This is a genomic window from Paenibacillus sp. (assembly GCF_048976745.1).
Taxonomy (GTDB): Bacteria; Bacillota; Bacilli; order Paenibacillales; family Paenibacillaceae; genus Paenibacillus.
Genome location: NZ_JBHGUU010000004.1, coordinates 192,529 through 211,171 on the forward strand (window position 1 = coordinate 192,529; position 18,643 = coordinate 211,171).

Genomic DNA, 18,643 nt, shown 5'->3' on the forward strand with positions numbered 1-18,643 from the left:
ATTAGGTTTTAAAGCGTTGAATCAGTTCTAGCAGTTCCTGGGTGAGATTAGCGAGAGAGGCAGAGGCCGCCGTAATCTCTTCCATGGATGCGAGTTGTTCTTCTGAGGCAGAGGCCATACGAGTTGCGTGATCTGCTGTCTCATGACCAATGGTTTTGAGTTGCACTAACGTGGCATCAACCTGCTGTGATCCAGCTGACATCTGCTGCGCAATGGCTGAGACATGTTCAATCTGCTCATTCACATCTGTAATCTGTGATGAGATGGAGAGGAATAGTTCACCGCTCTCATTAATCACTTCGGATATATGGCTAACCTCGGCATTTCCCTGTTCCATATTTTCAACGAGAGAAAGGACCTCTTGCTGAACATTATGAATTAATGCTGCAATCTGCGCTGCTGATGTTCTGGATTGTTCGGCCAGATTACGAATCTCAGAAGCGACAACACCGAACCCGCGCCCGTGTTCCCCTGCACGTGATGCTTCAATGGAAGCATTAAGTGCAAGAAGATTGGTTTGACGGCTAACTTCCGTGATCATGCCTGTAATATGGCCAATCTCTTCAGAACGTTGTCGGAAATTCTCCAGTGCGGTCATGGACGTCTGTACAGAAGAGGTGGCACTATCGACCATACGCATGGCGGACTGAATCTTATCAGTTCCAACCGTTGTTCGCTCAGCCACCGCTCGTGATGAATCGGATACATCGGAGGCGGCTTGTGCAATTCTTCCGATCCCTACAGATATTTCATTCATGGAACGAGAGGACTCTTGCAGCTCCTGCACCTGTCTGCCTGCTTTATCTGCAACTTCCACTCCTGTTAATGCAATCAGTTCGGCAGCTTTACCTGTTTCTTCAGCACCTGCGGTTAACTGTTGAGAGGTAGAGCCCACAGAAAGGGCATGTTCGGAAATAACCGATATGGTATGACGCAGTGTATCCATCATCTGATTCATATGACCCGCCATGACGCCGAATTCATCTTTGGAGCGTACAGGTAACTTTTGTGTCAAATCTCCGCCAGCGAGCTGTCCAGCGACGATGTTGACTTGATTCAACTGTCTCACAATCGAGAGGATGGTGTAAGTAACCACACCTGCAAGCAGAAGTACTGCCAGTGCGGCAATCAGTATGGACCAGTTCAAGCTGTCATAGAAGGGTTGAAGGATATGGCTCTTTGGCAGCGCTGATACAAGATACCAGTTTGAATCCGTCCCTTGTAACCTGGCAGGCTCAGCAATAAACAGTTCTTCCCCTACTTCAGGGTCAGTGGCGTAAAACTGAGACTCGCCAGACTGGATACGCTGGATGACCGTCTTCATATCAGATGGAATGACGGCTCCTTCATGAGCCAGTTCCGGTTTGGAGCCGTGTGCAGCAATCTGTCCTTCGCTCGTAATAAGCATGGCATAACCCTGATCCGGATTAAGTGATGCTATGTTTTGCTGAAAACGATCAATGGTAAAGTCGGCCCCAACAATGCCGAGAAAAGTATTGTTTTCATCTAATAGGGGGAGGACAATCGAAACGAGTAGTGTTTCTTTTCCGCCAACCGTGTAGGTAACAGGTTCGGACCAATAGATGGATTTGGTTTTCTTTGGCTGCTGATAGTAAGTACTAGTTTCACCGCTTCCCTCATAGGTAGTCAGAGGTTCAAAATGTAGAGAGTTGCCATCGCGTATAACGTACGGAACGAATCGCCCCGTATCATCATCATATTCTTCTTTGTTGACATGATCGGCATCATTCCCATCAAAGGCATTAGGTTCCCAGCCCGTATAGAAGCCAAAAACTTTCTCATCCTTTCTCAGATACTGCTCAAGGAGTCTAGCGACTTCCTCGCGATTGAGTGAGCCGTTCTGGGCGGCATCCAATAACGTAGTACTCATGGTGTCCAATGTGTTTTTGACCTGATTAATGTCTGTCATAAACTCGTTCGTAGCCCGATTTGCAGCCTGTCCAGCAACGCTTTCACCGTACTGGAGGCTCTTGTCGTAAATGGACTTGGTGTTAAATGCAATCAGGGCTCCAATACAGCAGAGTAACACAACTCCGAGTAGAAGTCCGAGCTTAACAGCAAGCTTGCGATTGCGAAAAAAATGCATGCTTTTATTCCCCCTCGATGTCTCTCTTGTGATGCTTATATGGATCAGTGCTTCTCCTAAAGGGAGGTTATATTTTATATCGATATTCGAGGTTCTATAATGAAGATAAATCGAAAAAAAAGCATAGAAAAACAGCTGCCGAGAAAATCTCGACAGCTGTTTGGATTGAAACTTTAATGTGATTGCAACGATTAACGGTTGTAGAACTCGACGATTTGTTTTTCATCGATGTCTTGGGACAATTCAGCGCGCTCAGGCAAGCGGATGAATTTACCTTCTACAGCTGCTTCGTTGTATTCAACGTATGCTGGAAGATGCGAACGGCCTTCCAAAGCTTCTTTAACGGAAGAAAGAGCGCGGCTCTTCTCACGCAAGCCGATTACATCGCCAGTGCTTACTTGGTAAGAAGCGATATCGACTTTTTTGCCGTTTACAGTTACGTGACCGTGTGCTACCAACTGACGCGCTCCAGCGCGGGAGTTAGCAAACCCAAGGCGGTAAACGAGGTTGTCAAGGCGACACTCAAGCAAGAACATGAAGTTCTCACCGGCAATACCTTGCATTTTTTGAGCTTTAGAGAACAGTGTGCGGAATTGCTTCTCGCCCAAACCGTACATGTGGCGCAATTTTTGTTTTTCTTGCAATTGCATACCGTAGTTGCTCATTTTTCTGCGTTGGTTAGCTCCGTGCTGACCTGGAGGGAAAGGACGTTTCAATTCTTTGCCTGTTCCGCTAAGGGAAATGCCGAGGCGACGGCTCAATTTAAATTTAGGACCAGTGTAACGTGCCATGTTTAAAGTAGCTCCTTTTTAGTTAAAGTTCATATTAGGGCTCTGTTTGCGCTCCAATTTGTTGATGCGGGCTTGACCTCGCATAGAACGATCAGGAAAGTTCAGCCGCTGTCCTGAAAGCAACAAAAAGAATGAGGGTGACACAACCGGTAATGCCCAAATTTAAAGACCCATTAGTAGTCTTCATCAACAATTTATATTACAGTTTAAGAGAACCAAAGTCAAGCGCAGAATAAAAGCAAAAAAACGTCTAAATTTGTCGATAGGTCGTTGGGCCTAAAATAATGGGACAATTTTCTGAAATATGGATGCAAAAAAGCTTTAAACAGAGTAAAATAGATTGTATCTTAACTTTAAATCATCTTTATGTAACAAGGTTATCGCAAAGAATTTGCAGGTTTGCGATAACGTCTGCAGATTAATGCATCCTGGTGGATGCAAAAACGGTGCAAAGGAGCGCCTGACATGTTAGAACATCTAAGAAGTTTACCTGCCAGCTTGAATTCACGAAGTTCGGGCGATTCCGCATCTTTTGCCGCTTCTCGTTCTCATGAAGAGCATGTGTTGTGGATGCAAAAAATGGATATCACACCTTTTGATTTTTCATATTTGGGCAGCTTGCTAGAGCAGGCATACAGTGACTGGAACTCCAGAGTGGGTTCAAGCCTTGCCAGGACAATCTTTTACAGCGTGTGGAACACGGAAGGCGATTGCATAGGATACGATAGGGATCTTGAAGCTGATCCGGGCGTGGATGCACGCAGGCTGGTATTGGAATGTTTGGATAAGAGACAGGTTCTGTCCCTTAAAGGGACAAGCGAACGCGGTGAATATCTTATAATAACACATCCCTTATTCTCCAGAACGAACAAGGATATGTTTGCCGTATTCACTGCTGTGATCTATGAATCCAATCGATATGAAACGTCTGAAGCTGTGGTTCAATCTGAGGCATTGCATTATCACACCTGCTTTTACCGAAGATTTGAATACATATTTATGACGGACCTTTTACATGCTCATGAACAAACTGCACGTGAGGAACACCGGAGGTCCATCCTCTTTCAGATTGTCCAGCGAATGCATGACAAAATGGATGTCGAGGCCATATTGGATGAGGTATTTGACAGTATGGACTACTTGTACCCGGCCACTTATATCAAATTGTATATGTCCCAGGATCAGAGTAACTCTGATCCGCGGATTAAACCGTTGCTTGTCCATGAGCGAGGAGAAGATATATGTGTGCGTTCATTTATGGAAGGCAAGCTGATCGTTGCTCGCTCAGATGATGCAGAGAACCGCATTGTAGATGTAGGGATTCCGCTGAAAGGCAAGCAAGGCATATACGGTGTGTTCCATATCGAAATGAATGAAGAGATTATGGAAGAATCGGATCTGCAATTGATTACGATGATGGTAGACACCGCAGGCACGGCCTTTGAGAACGCCAAATTACACGAGCAATCCAATATGTTAATTCAGGAACTTCGTTTAATTAATGATCTTACACAGCGGTTGAACAAGAGTCTGCATCTTTCGGAGATCTATCAATTGTCTGAGCAAGAGTTAAAAGAAATATTCCAGGCTGAAACGTGTTGCATTCTTCAACTCAATGACAGTACGAATGACTTCGAAGTCATGTCATCCAACGTAAAAGATGTTTTTCACCAATCCTTTTCTGTAGACTACGGTATCGCAGGATTGGTGTATCGAACAGAGGAACCGCTTATTATACCCAATTATGCGCAATATAATAAAGTATCCTCCTTTTTCATGGAAGATACGGGGTCCATGTCACTGATCGCATCTCCGATCAGAGTTAATGGTGAAGTGAAGGGTGTCATTTTGCTGGGACATAGTAGAGAGCATTATTTTTCATATGATAACTATCGACTCTTACAGATGTTATCCATTCATATCGGGATTGCCTTGTCGAATGCTACGCTGCATGCTGAGGTACGACGATTGGCTAATCTGGATATGTTGACAGGTCTGTACGTGAGGCATTATCTGGATAGTGTGATTCACGAGCGGCAGGCTCATGAATTCTGTGGTTCCCTCATTGTGGTGGATATTGATCAGTTCAAACAGGTGAATGATACATTCGGACACCAGACGGGGGATCAAGTATTGAAACAAGTGAGTGAGATCGTTACCAGCTCTGTTCGCCCGCAGGATGTCTGCGCCAGATGGGGTGGAGAAGAACTGGCGATCTATATGCCACAGGTGAGTGTAAGGCAGGCGCTGGATTACGCGGAAGTGATTCGAAAGAGAGTCGCGGAAGAGACCAGACCGCTTGTCACGGTATCCAGTGGCATCGCAGAGTGGAATTGGATGGATGAAAAGGTCAGTGTAGAGTCATTGTTTTATCGGGCTGATATGGCTTTGTACAGCGCGAAGAATGGTGGTCGGAACAGAATCGTTGTAGAGGAACAGAATGTAACGCGTTAAGAGAGAACCATTCCAATTGCGGAGTCGTTCTCTTTTTTTTGTGCATCGGAGATCAAGTTGTGTATAGAAGGAAGTATAAGCGTATACGGGCGGGGCAATCTATGGAGAAAGTTCATGGAAGGGTGAAGATAGACATGCTTAACCGCCGTTCGGTACGTACATTATGGTTATTTGTGAGCATCGTGATTATTGGTGTTCCGGGTTGTGGGTTCCAGCGAGATCAAACGCCTGAAGAGGTTTTTTCCCTGGCTTTATCGGGGATAGCGGGAAAAGAAACGTTGAGTTTTGAAGGAGAAGCAGGACTTCGCCGGGAGAACAGTGGACTGTTCGAGAATCAGTTTAAATTCGAAGGCAAGCTGGAGAATCATGATCGCCTAACCCTTCAGACGCGATTACCTGGAGAAGTAACTGCTGTGGGCACAGGCATTCAGACAACTGCCGTAAAAAATAACGGACAGCCCAGTGGGTTTAGCGCCTCTTTCGAGCGGAAACAAGGGCAATGGATGGCATTGTCAGCGCAACATGAGCCGCTGCGTGGTTCTCTTTCCCGCTTCAATCCAATAGCCCAAATGGAGAAGATCGATAAGATGAACAAAACCATCAAATCCGAATATGGGTCCGGTCGTCGAACCAGAATATTACGGATTGAACTTGCACCGGAAGACGCCAAAACATGGGCTGTAGCCCAGCTAAACGACGAGATGAACGCCATTCGGGCAGAATATATGCATAAGGCAGCAACGGTGAAAGGGGCGCGTAAGGAGAAGCTGGAGAAGGATCTGGACAACGTTTGGAAACAGGGTGAAACAACGATGCAACAGATGATGAAACAAGCGAGCGTACAGACGGTATATCATCTCACCGTAGACCGGAAGAGCAGTCTGCCTCTTCGCTTATCCTCTGAAAGTCAGGTGAGTTATACGGACAACAACCGTAAAAGTAACAAAGAAGCCCTTGTCACCGATGTAAACTTCAAGTCATATCAATAAACGAAGTGAGGGACTGCCTGCTGACGGAATGACTGTTCGCGTGCTACAATAGTATCGTAATTTACCGTTGTTCAATTCAAGCATGGCAGATGACAGGAGGTTTTTAACAAGATGAAGGACCCAAGAATTCAAAAGCTTGCAGCAAGCCTGGTGGGCTATTCTGTAGATGTACAGCCTGGTGAAAATGTATTGGTTGAGATGATTGGATCGGAACGTGATCTGATTAACGCCATCATTGAAGAGGTAGGCAAAAAAGGTGGTAACGTCTTTGTACAGTTGACCGATAAAACCGTACAGCGTGCGATGCTGAAAAATGCGACAGAAGAAATGATGAAGACGTGGGCAGAGATTGATCTGAACCGGATGAAGCAGATGGATTGTTATATCGGTATTCGTGCGGGAGAAAATGTGAATGATCTGTCCGATGTGCCGGAAGAAAAAATGAAAATGTACAATGCATTGTACTCCCACCCGGTACATAGTGAACAGCGTGTCAAACATACGAAATGGGTTGTGCTTCGTTACCCTAACGCAAGTATGGCGCAACTCGCCAATACGAGTACAGAAGCGTTTGAAGATTTCTATTTCGACGTATGTAACCTCGATTACGCCAAAATGGACAAAGCGCAGGACTCACTCGCTAACCTGATGAAGCGGACGGACAAAGTTCGTATCACGGGACCAGGAACAGAGCTGAGCTTCTCCATCAAAGATATTGGTGCAGAGAAATGTTCTGGACAAAAAAATATTCCGGATGGCGAAGTGTACAGTGCCCCTGTGCGTAATTCCGTGAACGGAACGATTAGTTATAACACGCCAACGCTGTACAACGGAGTAACATTTGAGAATATCAAGTTCACGTTTGAGAATGGAAAAATCATTGAAGCGACAAGCAACGATACAGAGCGTTTGAATGAAATTCTGAATTCGGATGAGGGTGCTCGTCATATCGGTGAATTCGCAATTGGGTTCAACCCGCATATTCTGCATCCGATGAAAGATATTCTGTTCGATGAAAAAATCGCAGGCAGCTTGCACTTTACACCAGGGCAGGCTTACGAAGAAACAGACAATGGCAACCGCTCGTCCATCCACTGGGATCTGGTGTTAATCCAGCGTCCAGATTATGGCGGCGGAGAGATTTATTTTGACGATGTTCTGATTCGTAAAGACGGTATTTTTGTTATTCCTGAGCTGGAATGCCTGAATCCGGACCGTTTGAAGTAGGAACAGGATTTTGCTGTTGCTAGGAAAGCGGATTCACGGTATCATGTAGTGGTAATTAATAGATGATACCAATCGTAAAAAGACGGAGGGATTCCTATGTCGAGTAATAACGCGGCTGTAGTGGAAATTGCTCAAACAGCAGGCAAGTTTACTTCTTCAATCGTGCTTCATTCGGAGAACAAGTATATCGATGTGAAAAGTATTCTCGGATTGTTTACAACGCTGATCAGCACGCATAGCTATGAACTGCATGTTCATGGTCCAGATGCAGTTGAAGCAAAAGCAGCCATGTCAGAAGTATTTGCCAAGCATGGACTGAATGTAAGCATCGCATCTGAGTAATAACTCTCAAGAAGCACCTCTGCCTTTTTTGGCAGGGGTGTTTTTTGGCATAGCATGACCTGAATGCGCATCTGGACGGGACTGGAACAGGAGGATTTTTCTTTAACAGAAGGCTTAACTTTGCGGGCTTATTTTGGTCAGGTTCTTGTATTAGCTCTTCATTTCGTCTAATATTAGAGGTAGAACGTCTTTACGCGATTTTTGGGACATAGGGGGGAAAAATGCATGACTTCATCTGATCTGCAGGACCAGCTGAATTTGAAAGCGATCAGTCTTCTTCAAGAAGATGCAGATAAAATACAGAAGCTTATTGAAGTACAGATGGAGAATCTGGCTACCCGCTACTGCCCTCTCTATGAGGAAGTATTGGATACACAGATGTATGGGTTCTCCAAGGAAGTTGATTTTGCTGTTCGTGCAGGGCTCCTTCCAGAAGGTGCAGGTAAGCAGCTGGTTAGCGCGCTTGAGCGGAATTTGGCAATTCTATATGAAGCCTTGAACAAGAAGAATGAGCAATAGCCTGCAAATGCGCGGGTCAGAATAGAAGGCATGCAGGCGTTATGCATGCTTTTTTTGTGCGTCTGAATGGGGATAGGGCTGCAAGTCAGCCGGAAGGCGTATACAAGCAAAGAGACAGCACCGAATGCGAATTCGGGCTGCCTCTTGTGGCTTGTTTATTTAATGCCGGCTTGGTGAAGGCCCGGTTACACCAGGAAGAAGGATACGCCGAGTATGATATATACCACGAGCAGGAGTAGGCCTTCGTACCAATTTGTTGAACCATCTTGGGTAATGGACTTCGCAATAAACACGGAGACGCCGATGGCGACCAGTTCAATCGTTGTAAATACGATATCCATGGTTCTTCCTGTGAAGTAGCTGACAAAAATCAGTACAGGGGCAACAAAGAGCGCGATCTGCAAGCTGCTGCCGACCGCAATCTCAACGGCGGCTCCAATTTTATTTTTCATGGCAAGCATGATCGCTGCACTGTGTTCGGCCGCATTACCGATAATGGCCACAAGGAATGCACCGACGAACAGTTCGCTAAGACCAAATTCGGAAGTGAAGACTTCGAGAGTGCCCACCAGCCATTCACTGACAAAGGCAACCATGACCGTTGCGAGTACCAGATAGAGAATAGATTTTTTCTTGGACCATGCCGGAGCATGTTCATGCGGTAGTTCTTCATCGCGATCCTCCGTGACATCTGCAAGATACTTCTTGTGCGTCACCATGGAGAAGAGTAACCAGGCAATATACGCGAGAATGAGCAATCCGGCTACGATGAGACTTAGTGTATTGGTGTCTTTCTGTGTAATGGAATGTGTATTGAGAAAGACTGCCGGAATAAACAGGGCAATGATGGCAACAATCATCAGGGATCCATTCAGACCTGCGAGTGAAACATTATAATTCTGAATTTTGAACTTGAGTCCTCCGGCAAAAATACTTAACCCGAGCACTAACAGCAGATTTCCGATGATGGAACCTGTCAGACTTGCTTTGACCATGTCGAACAGTCCCTCTTTCACGAGGAAAATGGCAATGATCAATTCGGCGGCATTGCCGAAGGTCGCATTCAGGAATCCACCTAGCCGTTGTCCGGCGTAATGGGCTACATTTTCGGTGGCTTTGCCTAAAAATCCGGCCACAAAAATAACCGAAATGGCTGATATCACGAACTGTAGAATCGAATCCCATTTCAAGTAGTGGGCGACGGCACTGAGTGCAAAGAACGCAATCAGCAAAATGGATGAAATCCGGTTTCTCACAACAAACACCTCGGTTATAAAATATTTTGTTTTTGATTTGCATTGAAAAATGCTTATGAGATTATTTTCATATTTCAATATAACCAAATGGTGGTAGGTTGTAAACGCATCTTTTTGAGTTTAATTTGCTTTTTGGGGTGGAAAGGATTTAAAATACGAGTAACGAAGTGAAGGAGGATGTGGCATGGCAGAACAACTTCAACTGGAGAGCGGAAACATCCGGATTGCCGATGACGTGGTTGCGAAAATTGCCGGAATGGCTGCAATGGAAACGCCCGGAATTGCCGCAATGTCTGGAGGTTTGTCAGAGGGCTGGGCGAAGCGACTCAGCGGTAAAAACGTACAGAAAGGCGTGAGCGTTGAGGTCGGCCAGCTGGAAGCAGCCATTGACCTGCGCATCATCGTCCTGTACGAAACCCCGATTCATGAAGTTTCCCGTATGCTTCAGCAGAACGTAAGAGAAGCGGTAGAGACCATGACCGGATTACGCGTGGTTGAAGTCAATGTAAAGGTAGAAGGCGTATCTTTCAAAGGCGACGATCTGTAGACATCGCAATCCGCGATGAAGGACAGAAGCATCATAATCCTGTTTTTCATCTTGATAGACAGTGTGTTCCAAAGACAAACAAAAAAAGCTGCGCATCCAATCGGGTGCACAGCTTTTTTTATGTTTTTTTCTTTTGAACTGGGTAACTGTTCCGCTTCTGAAGGAATAGCCCGTTTATCGAATCCGACGGATGGATTCCCGTGAACGAAGAGCAGGAGAGGTACGCGTCTGTGTCTGTACAGTCACGGACTTGGTTTTCTCTTCCTTGATCACGTCGAGATTGTTGGTGCGCGAGATACTGAGCAGGATGCCCATGGCAACCATCATAACAAAGAGAGAGGTCCCCCCATAACTGATAAACGGAAGCGTGACCCCCGTCACCGGAATGGTCTGAGTTACACCACCGATGTTGATAAATGCCTGAATCGCGATCAATCCCATAATGCCAATGCCCACCAATGTTCCGAATGGATCGGGACAGCGCAGAGAGACAATAATTCCTCGCCAGATGAAGTACAGGTAAACGAGCAGGAATAGTGTACTTCCGATGAACCCGAGTTCTTCACCAATCACGGAGAAAATAAAGTCATTATACGCATTTGGCAAGTAGTGCAGCTTCATCGTACCTTGTCCAATTCCGGAACCTGTCATACCGCCATCACCAATGGCAACAAGGGAACGGTAGAGGTTAAGACTTCCGCCATTAATGTCGGATAATGGATCCAGGAAAGCTTGAATACGTCCGATCTTGTAATTCTGCTCCGCAGTGACTGCTGTTGCAGTGGTCGTTGCGTCCGAAGGAGACGCGGAAGAAAACAGGGAATTCACTCCAAACGCCAGTGCCCCACCGAGTACAACCAAGAGTATTGAACCCAGGATATGTTTCATACTGGCTCCACCGGCATAGATCAAGAGACCACAAGTGGACACCAGAATGAAGGTGGTACCGAAGTCTGGTTGCAGCATAATCAGTCCTGCGATGAATCCGACGATGAACAAGACGGGAAAATACCCTGTCTTGAAAACCCTGAATTTCTCACCTTTTTTGGTAATCAGAGCAGAAAGATATAAAATGATAGCAATTTTTGCGAACTCTGCAGGCTGAATACTGAAACCAAAAATATAAATCCAGCTTCGTGCACCGTTCAATACCGCGCCTGTGACCAACACAATCACCAGCATGACCGTAGTCAGCAGGAAAAAGGGGGCATAGAGTTTTTTGTACTTGTTGAAGCGGATATTCATGGCAAAAAACATGCCAAATAGACCGATAATCGCCCACATAAGTTGTTTTTTCGTGAAGTAAAGGGCATCATTGTTAAATCTTTCGCTTGCGATTGCAATGCTGGAACTGGAGCTGAACACCATCACCAGTCCGAAGCCCACCAACAATAAAGTGAGGATTAGCAGTTGAAAATCCGGCGTGCCTCTCTTCGTTTTCGTTTGGGCCGTTTGTTGTTTCATCGTTTGGCCCAGCCTATGCTTCCAGCAGTTCTTTGAGCTGCTGTAATTTTTCGGCTGCCAGCTTCACGACTGGCTGTGGAACGGAAGAGTCATAATCCAGACCGTGAGGGAAGGTGGCTTTGCCAAGATAAACGGCTTCAACAGCAAGAACGGTATCCGGTTTTTCCAATTTGCCTTCCACTGCGCGGGTATTAATGCGTACAAAGTATTCTGATTTGGTTTGTTCATCTTCAATTTTGTAGTCATATGTAGCACGGTAATATTCCCATTGCCACCGGACAAATCCGACTTTCTCGGCGCTCTCATCCAGGTATGCCAAGTCGCTCTTCAAGCCATCCAAGCCTGTATTCTCAAAAATCATAAGCGTTTGATCCTCCTCATAAGCTTCCGAGTATAATTTCTCGAGTATTTCTCTAGTTCATGATAGTATGTTTCCCCTTCCCGTGCAAGCTTTCCAGAGGCGTTTCGTATCGGTTTTCTTCCAATTCTGCTACAATATACAGCAATAGGTTTGAAGAGGAAGGTTCGGGCTTGCTATAAGTCCCGTTCAAGATTGAAAGGGTGGAGAGACATGACTAATAATATATGGTGGGAAGATCTGCAGATCCACATGGTGGAATGGCGGCGTCACCTTCATCGCAATCCAGAGGTTTCCTTTCATGAGGAGAAGACATCCTCTTTTGTTGCGGATATGTTGGAGAGTTTTGGCGTTGAAGTGAGGCGCCATGTCGGTGGGCATGGTGTCATTGGTACAATCCGTGGGGACAACCCGGGTCCTGTCGTCATGCTGCGAGCCGATATGGACGCATTGCCAATTCAGGATGAGAAGAACATCGAGTATGCGTCACAACAAGCAGGTGCGATGCACGCATGCGGCCACGATGGTCATATCTCCATCTTGCTAGGTACGGCATTGTATTTCAGCCGTCACAAGCAGGAGATCCGAGGCGAGATTCGTTTTCTGTTCCAGCCAGCAGAAGAATTGCTTCCGGGTGGTGCAGTCCAGGTCATTGCAGATGGGGCGCTTGAAGGCGTGGATGTCATATACGGCATTCATCTGTGGACCCCGCTGCCGGTAGGTGTTGTTGCCAGCAAAGCAGGACCGATGATGGCCGCGGCGGACGATTTTTATATTGAGATCAAAGGTAAAGGTGGACATGGCGGGATGCCGCAATCCACGATAGATAGTCTAATCGCGGGTTCTGCGCTTGTAATGCAGCTTCAGACCGTTGTTAGTCGTTCGGTTGATCCATTGCAACCGGCGGTGCTGACCATTGGTACAATGCAGGCGGGCTCTGCTCAGAATGTAATTGCAGAGCAATGCAAAATGAGCGGTACGGTAAGAACGTTTGATGAAGAGACCCGCAATGGGATGAAAGAACGAGTACTTACTATGGTGGACCAAACAGGGGCAGCGTACGGCGCAGAGACTCAAGTGAAATATATTATGGGATATCCACCTGTGGTGAACGATGAGCAGGAGACAGCGCGTTTCTTCAGAGAAGCTACAGAATTATTTGGGGCAGAACGAGTGCAAGCATCCCCGATGCTGATGCCAGCGGAAGACTTTGCGTATTATCTGCAAAAGGTTCCAGGGTGCTTTATGTTTGTTGGAGCAGGCAACCCGGATAAAAATGCGATCTATCCGCATCATCATCCGATGTTTGATTTTGATGAAGATGCGATGCAGACTGCCGTGAGATTATTTGTCGCCATGGCTAAGGGTTACACAGCCGAATGACTTTAGAAGCAGTTGGGCATCCTGTTCATACCGAGGTATGGGCAGGATGTTTTTTTTGATTTTTATAGAGTTTTTGAACTCTCAATTATAGAGGTTCATTTTCGGAAGCTACCGAAACTGGACTTTTTTGTGATAGGAGGAAGGCTTCAAATGGAAGGAACAGAACATATGCTAAGGACAGATGCTTGTATCGTTCAACGAGATTTTACAGTTTTGCTGGAAGTGGGCCACCCCGGATTCGAAAGAGCAAGAGAGCAACTTGGGATGTATTCAGAACTGGTTAAGACACCGGCAGCGTTTCATACTTACCGAATCACTCCGTTATCGCTCTGGAATGCGGCTGCGCTGGGATGGAATGCAGATCAGGTCATCGCAAGTCTGGAACGGGTCTCGCGCTGGAATGTGCCTGCTGCACTCATACAGGATGTTCAAAGAATCATGAATCAATATGGCAAATTAAAGCTGCATTCCGAAGCAGATCACACCAAAATGCGCCTTTATAGTGAGGATGAGCGGTTGCTGGATGAATTAAGCGGATTAAAAACGATAGCTGCTTTTCGTATGGAACGCAGGGATGCTCATGAACTTCTGCTCCCAGGAGAACAGCGAGGGTTATTGAAAAGGGAATTAACACGATTGGGTTACCCCGTACTTGATTACATGGGATATCGGGAGGGAACCAAGCTTTCATTCCAATGGCGAACCAATGATTCAGTCAATCATTCAGAGCGATTTGCGCTGCGTGCTTACCAGAGAGAGGCTGTGGATGCATTTGAAGGCAGTGAGGGGATGGGAGGAAGTGGATTACTCGTACTTCCTTGCGGAGCAGGCAAAACGGTCATTGGCATGGCGGTGCTGGAGCGGCTTCAATGTGAATGCCTTATTTTGACGTCCAATACAACGTCTGTGCGACAGTGGATTCAGGAAATTCAAGACAAAACCACAATTACCAGCGAACAGATTGGTGAGTATTCAGGTCAGAAAAAACAGGTGAAACCTGTGACTGTAGCTACATATCAGATTCTTACACACCGGAAATCAAAGGAGGCTGATTTTACCCATATCAAACTGCTCAGTGAGCGGCAATGGGGGCTGATCATATATGATGAAGTACATTTACTGCCAGCGCCGGTGTTCCGTGCAACTGCGGATATTCAAGCTACGCGAAGGCTGGGATTGACGGCTACATTGGTTCGAGAGGATGGCTGTGAACAGGATGTATTTTCACTGATAGGTCCAAAGCTCTATGATATGCCGTGGAAACAACTGGAGCAGCAAGGCTGGATTGCTGATGTACAATGCCAAGAGATCCGTATCCCGTTTTCCCCGGAACTAAGGTCGAATTATTTGCAAGCCGAGGTTAAGCACCAATTTCGATTGGCTGCCGAGAATCCGGCGAAGGTACGTGTGGTTAAGCGTTTGCTGGAACGTCATCGGGATTTACCCGCGCTAGTCATTGGACAATATCTGGACCAACTAGAGTTGATTGCCCGGGAAATTGAAGCACCTCTGATCTCGGGGAACATGTCACAGCAGGAGCGGATTAAATGGTTTGCCGCTTTTCGACGTGGAGAGATCAAAACGATAGTGGTATCCAAGGTTGCCAATTTTGCTGTGGATCTGCCTGATGCTGCTGTTGCGCTTGAAATATCCGGGAGTTTCGGTTCAAGACAGGAAGAAGCACAGCGGTTGGGAAGAATTTTGAGACCAAAAGCAGGGGAGAACAAAGCATATTTCTATGCGTTGGTATCGGAGGATAGCAAGGAACAGGAGTTTGCATTAAACCGTCAGATGTTCTTGGTGGAACAGGGATATGAATATGCCATCGTCCATGAGAACGAATAGTTCATTTATACTTGCGATAAGAGGAGGGAATGGGATATGTCTTCATCTGGACCAATAGATGAGCCTGTGGTACTGAACCTTGATTCATGGTCAAAGCTTACTTTGGTGGAGCAAAAAGTGCTTGGTGCAATTTTTCACAAACATGCCGGCCAGCCTTTTTCATCTCTCCTGCCGCGAGAACAGTGGGCCAGCGAAGGGTTAAGTGTCGCAGAGGCCAGTTCTTCATTCGCCAACCTTAGGCAGCAAGGATGGATTGAATCTGTATATAAGAGTTGGGGGGAGCGATTATTCTATATTCCTGCCTCGCTGATGGAGACATTAACGATTGTTTACGCGCAAAGAGTGGGCATAACCGTTAAACAAAATACAAATCTTACGCATGTACTACAGGAGGGAAAGTCGGATATTGCTCCAGAACTTCTTCATCTGATTGCTTGGATCGAGAGAGAAGGACTTCCTTTGACAGGTAAGGGCACGATACATAAGAAAACAGTTCAGAAATTAAGCGAAGTAACAGTGCTATCTGCTGCAGACTTTGAAGGTTTGGGCATTCGCTATGCACATTCGGATGTGTATCCGATTCATGTCGCAATCCTTCTCGACCTATTGATCAGTCTGAATCTGGTTCAGAAGTCTGACGGCCGAATACAGGTTGTAAATCATCGATTACAACAATGGTTGAAGCTCTCATGGAGGCAGATGCATCGGGAGATATATCAAGCGTGCATGGAAAGGTACGGAGACGCAGAACCCGCGTTGCAGCATTTTCGTTATCAATTGGCAGTGCTTGGGCCAGAACAGAATATATGGTGCCATATAGAGAATTCAGAATTGAAACCACGGGTCAGGGGTTGGCTCAGCGCACTGGCTGGTTGGGGTTATGGCGACGTCGGAGAAGATCAGTCAGGAGATCTGGCATTCCGTTGGTTGATCAAACCGCAGAACCTGTTACATCAAGAACAAGAGATGTTAAATGAGACGGGGCCGAGTGGATTTTATATGCAGCCTGATTTTGAAATGTTGGTGCCACCGGAAGCAAGGCCTGATGTGATCTGGATGCTGGAGCAATGCGCAGAACGGGTGACGCGTGATCAAATGTCTATCTATCGCATAACGAGAGAACGATTCATTTCGGTCATAGCCAGAGGGTATGGATTACATGAAGTGATGGAGTTTCTGGATCAATATGCTCTGACAGGCGTACCGGAGAATGTGCGGATTGGGTTAGCAGATTGGACAAAGGAGACGGATGCTGAACCGTTGACTGTAGATCGGAACATGGAGGTAATGGAGGCAAGTACAGGTTCCACAGATAATCCGAAGTTATTAGAAAATGATGTGTTGAGCGGTGTATATTCTTCGTTCTACACGCCCTATAATCAAGGTCTGGTTGATGTCCCAGCATCTGTGCATGGGTTGGAGCGTGATCATTCTGTCATTGAGAAGAAGTTCTATCTGTTGGGATTTGAGGAGATACCGGAGACCTGGTACAGGGAGTGGCGTCGATATCATAGTTCAACCGCACGACAAATTGCTGCCAAAGCCATTGAGTGGCAGACCAAGTTGGGGATACAACAGGAAAATCGTACACAATACCTCATTCCACATCAGGTAGAAGGGCATGAACAATGGACTTTAAGCGGATGGTGCATGCTGGATTCAACTGAACATACATCAGAGACGGAATGGCGTACATTCTCCCCGTCAGAGTGGGATACAATGCGTCTTATCCTGCCAGATGATGTCATAACCTGACTATTTTACGTGAATTTCAGGTTGAAAGACGAATTTTCGAGATTTCCCTATTTCTAATTGCAGGAAAAACTCTTCTTAACTATTCATGGATATGCTATGATGAGGTAGTCTACGTTAAGTAGAACTTTATATATAGATAGGATGAATATTCATGAGCGTAGCGGAAATGAACACGGTCGATATGGCCCAAGTGTTAACGGGCGCATATGAACTGGGCGACATGATTAACCAATCTGCCGAAGTATCGGATTATTTATATTGGAAGCAGCAAGTCGAGACTACCCCTGAGATTCAGATGGGGATCCGGAAGCTGAATGCCAAGAAGGAATTGTTTGAAGAAACACAGCGTTTCGGTCATTTTCACCCGGATTATCATGCAGCGAAAGACCAGGTGAAAGCGCTGGAACAGGAGTTGGAAAATTTCGAGGCGGTAGCACGCTTCAAACAGGCAGAGAAGTCCCTGGATGATATGTTATTCCAGATGTCAGAGACCATTGCATTCGCCGTATCAACGACTATTAAGGTACCGAGCAATGATCCAAATCCGAAAGGCGGCTGCGGTAGTGGCGGCAAGTGTGGTTGCAGTTAAGTAATCAGGTAAGTAACAGGTAAGAGTAATTAATTCAAATTCATGACAGACCGGACCTTTAGGGATGAATGTTCGCGGTTCAAGTGACCGGGCAACAATCATGCCAGGCGCCGGTCTCCATTATAGAAGGGCGGGGAACGATGATGTTTGCGGAAAGGACAGGATTCATTATTTGGGTCAGTGATTTGAAGGCTGCCCGTAATCTCGAAAAATATGGCACCGTGCATTATATCTCCCGCCGTATGCATTATGTGGTCATGTATGTTAATGCAGAACGGGCAGAAGATACGATGAAAAATGTGAAGCGACTTTCCTATGTGCGCAAGATCGAACGCTCGTATCGTAATGAGATCAAAACCGAGTATGCCAGCAAAACCATGGACAAAACAAGCTTTTACGGAATATAGACGAGAAACTGGAGGGACCCTTTGGGGTCGCTCTTTTCTTGAATTATGCACAAATGGATTTTAGTGAAAAAAAGTTACACTTACGCCTTGAGGTTGCGGGACTAATGTTGTAATATATTTGGTAATAAATAGATAGAAAGTCCTATCTGGTGGAGAGTGATTCCCATGCGTGATAAGGTGATGCAACGTTGGAGCACCTATGAGCCGTTTTTCGTGGCTCTTGGAGACAAGAAAGTGGCCGACATCGTCATTACCCATCATGCCAAGATGCGGTATGCAGACCGTATTGAGCCTGCACGTAGTGATGATGACCATATTGCGGCGTGGTTATGGGAGTGTCTGAAGCAGGACCGTATTACACCATACTACCGTAATGAACAGGACGTCTACCTGATTGATGAGGATCTGGTGGTGGTCGCCGAATTTTCCGAGCTTGAAGGAGAATATGATATTGCGGGTAACCCGCTGCACAAAATGATTGTAGTTACGTTTCTGGGACGAATGTCGGAGACCATTGAATTAAGGGACCTGAAGTCATATTATTCATGGTTAAGACATTCAAGAAGAATGACGCTGGTCAAGAATAGTCGTAAGCATAAGTAAGCCTGTG

General features: G+C 46.1%; 17 protein-coding genes. 12 read left to right on the plus strand and 5 right to left on the minus strand.

Features of this window, described 5'->3' with window-relative positions; all coding sequences use genetic code 11:
- Position 1 precedes the first annotated feature (1 nt).
- Complete coding sequence (locus tag ACE3K2_RS01830; protein ID WP_421886022.1) at positions 2–2,107, minus strand: methyl-accepting chemotaxis protein; 2,106 nt, start codon at positions 2,105–2,107, stop codon at positions 2–4.
- 191 nt (positions 2,108–2,298) lie between these two features.
- Positions 2,299–2,898 carry a 30S ribosomal protein S4 gene (gene rpsD / locus ACE3K2_RS01835; protein ID WP_062835377.1) on the minus strand — a complete coding sequence of 200 codons (600 nt, stop codon included), beginning with the start codon at positions 2,896–2,898 and terminating at the stop codon, positions 2,299–2,301.
- 465 nt (positions 2,899–3,363) lie between these two features.
- Between rpsD and ACE3K2_RS01840 the strand changes: the two genes are divergently transcribed.
- From ACE3K2_RS01840 to ACE3K2_RS01860, 5 genes are all read left to right on the plus strand, one after another.
- Positions 3,364–5,352, plus strand: a complete 1,989-nt coding sequence (locus ACE3K2_RS01840; RefSeq protein WP_421886025.1) for a sensor domain-containing diguanylate cyclase — start codon at positions 3,364–3,366, stop codon at positions 5,350–5,352.
- A 101-nt stretch (positions 5,353–5,453) separates the two neighbouring features.
- Positions 5,454–6,341, plus strand: coding sequence for a hypothetical protein (locus ACE3K2_RS01845; protein WP_421886028.1), 888 nt, complete (start codon positions 5,454–5,456; stop codon positions 6,339–6,341).
- Between the two features lie 111 nt (positions 6,342–6,452).
- Entirely contained in the window at positions 6,453–7,568 is a 1,116-nt protein-coding gene (locus ACE3K2_RS01850; RefSeq protein WP_278298992.1) for an aminopeptidase, read from the plus strand.
- Between the two features lie 96 nt (positions 7,569–7,664).
- The gene (locus ACE3K2_RS01855) at positions 7,665–7,910 is read left to right on the plus strand and encodes an HPr family phosphocarrier protein (protein WP_036614658.1); all 246 of its coding nucleotides are present in this window, start codon (positions 7,665–7,667) and stop codon (positions 7,908–7,910) included.
- A 225-nt stretch (positions 7,911–8,135) separates the two neighbouring features.
- The gene (locus ACE3K2_RS01860) at positions 8,136–8,429 is read left to right on the plus strand and encodes a YlaN family protein (RefSeq protein ID WP_017687426.1); all 294 of its coding nucleotides are present in this window, start codon (positions 8,136–8,138) and stop codon (positions 8,427–8,429) included.
- 185 nt (positions 8,430–8,614) lie between these two features.
- Here ACE3K2_RS01860 and cax read toward each other — a convergent pair whose 3' ends face one another.
- Positions 8,615–9,685: a calcium/proton exchanger gene (gene cax, locus ACE3K2_RS01865; RefSeq protein WP_421886032.1), complete on the minus strand. Its 1,071-nt coding sequence runs from the start codon at positions 9,683–9,685 to the stop codon at positions 8,615–8,617.
- Between the two features lie 184 nt (positions 9,686–9,869).
- Here cax and ACE3K2_RS01870 point away from each other — a divergent pair, with 184 nt between their 5' ends.
- A complete protein-coding gene (locus tag ACE3K2_RS01870) occupies positions 9,870–10,232 on the plus strand; it encodes an Asp23/Gls24 family envelope stress response protein (RefSeq protein ID WP_017687428.1) in 363 nt (120 codons plus the stop codon).
- Between the two features lie 174 nt (positions 10,233–10,406).
- Here the strand turns inward: ACE3K2_RS01870 and ftsW are convergent, their stop codons facing one another.
- Positions 10,407–11,696, minus strand: coding sequence for a putative lipid II flippase FtsW (gene ftsW / locus ACE3K2_RS01875; protein ID WP_421886035.1), 1,290 nt, complete (start codon positions 11,694–11,696; stop codon positions 10,407–10,409).
- Positions 11,697–11,709: 13 nt separating this feature from the next.
- A complete protein-coding gene (locus tag ACE3K2_RS01880; RefSeq protein ID WP_062835371.1) occupies positions 11,710–12,057 on the minus strand; it encodes a YugN family protein in 348 nt (115 codons plus the stop codon).
- 210 nt (positions 12,058–12,267) lie between these two features.
- Between ACE3K2_RS01880 and ACE3K2_RS01885 the strand changes: the two genes are divergently transcribed.
- From ACE3K2_RS01885 to ACE3K2_RS01910, 6 genes are all read left to right on the plus strand, one after another.
- Positions 12,268–13,437: a M20 family metallopeptidase gene (locus ACE3K2_RS01885; protein ID WP_421886038.1), complete on the plus strand. Its 1,170-nt coding sequence runs from the start codon at positions 12,268–12,270 to the stop codon at positions 13,435–13,437.
- A 168-nt stretch (positions 13,438–13,605) separates the two neighbouring features.
- The gene (locus ACE3K2_RS01890; RefSeq protein WP_421886857.1) at positions 13,606–15,282 is read left to right on the plus strand and encodes a DNA repair helicase XPB; all 1,677 of its coding nucleotides are present in this window, start codon (positions 13,606–13,608) and stop codon (positions 15,280–15,282) included.
- Positions 15,283–15,318: 36 nt separating this feature from the next.
- Positions 15,319–17,037 carry a helicase-associated domain-containing protein gene (locus tag ACE3K2_RS01895; RefSeq protein WP_421886041.1) on the plus strand — a complete coding sequence of 573 codons (1,719 nt, stop codon included), beginning with the start codon at positions 15,319–15,321 and terminating at the stop codon, positions 17,035–17,037.
- Between the two features lie 151 nt (positions 17,038–17,188).
- Positions 17,189–17,626 (plus strand): YlbF family regulator, encoded by a 438-nt coding sequence (locus ACE3K2_RS01900; RefSeq protein ID WP_145322858.1) that lies wholly within the window; start codon positions 17,189–17,191, stop codon positions 17,624–17,626.
- Between the two features lie 143 nt (positions 17,627–17,769).
- Positions 17,770–18,033, plus strand: coding sequence for a YlbG family protein (locus ACE3K2_RS01905; RefSeq protein WP_095290540.1), 264 nt, complete (start codon positions 17,770–17,772; stop codon positions 18,031–18,033).
- Between the two features lie 165 nt (positions 18,034–18,198).
- Positions 18,199–18,636, plus strand: coding sequence for a hypothetical protein (locus tag ACE3K2_RS01910; RefSeq protein WP_017687436.1), 438 nt, complete (start codon positions 18,199–18,201; stop codon positions 18,634–18,636).
- The last annotated feature ends 7 nt before the right edge of the window (positions 18,637–18,643 follow it).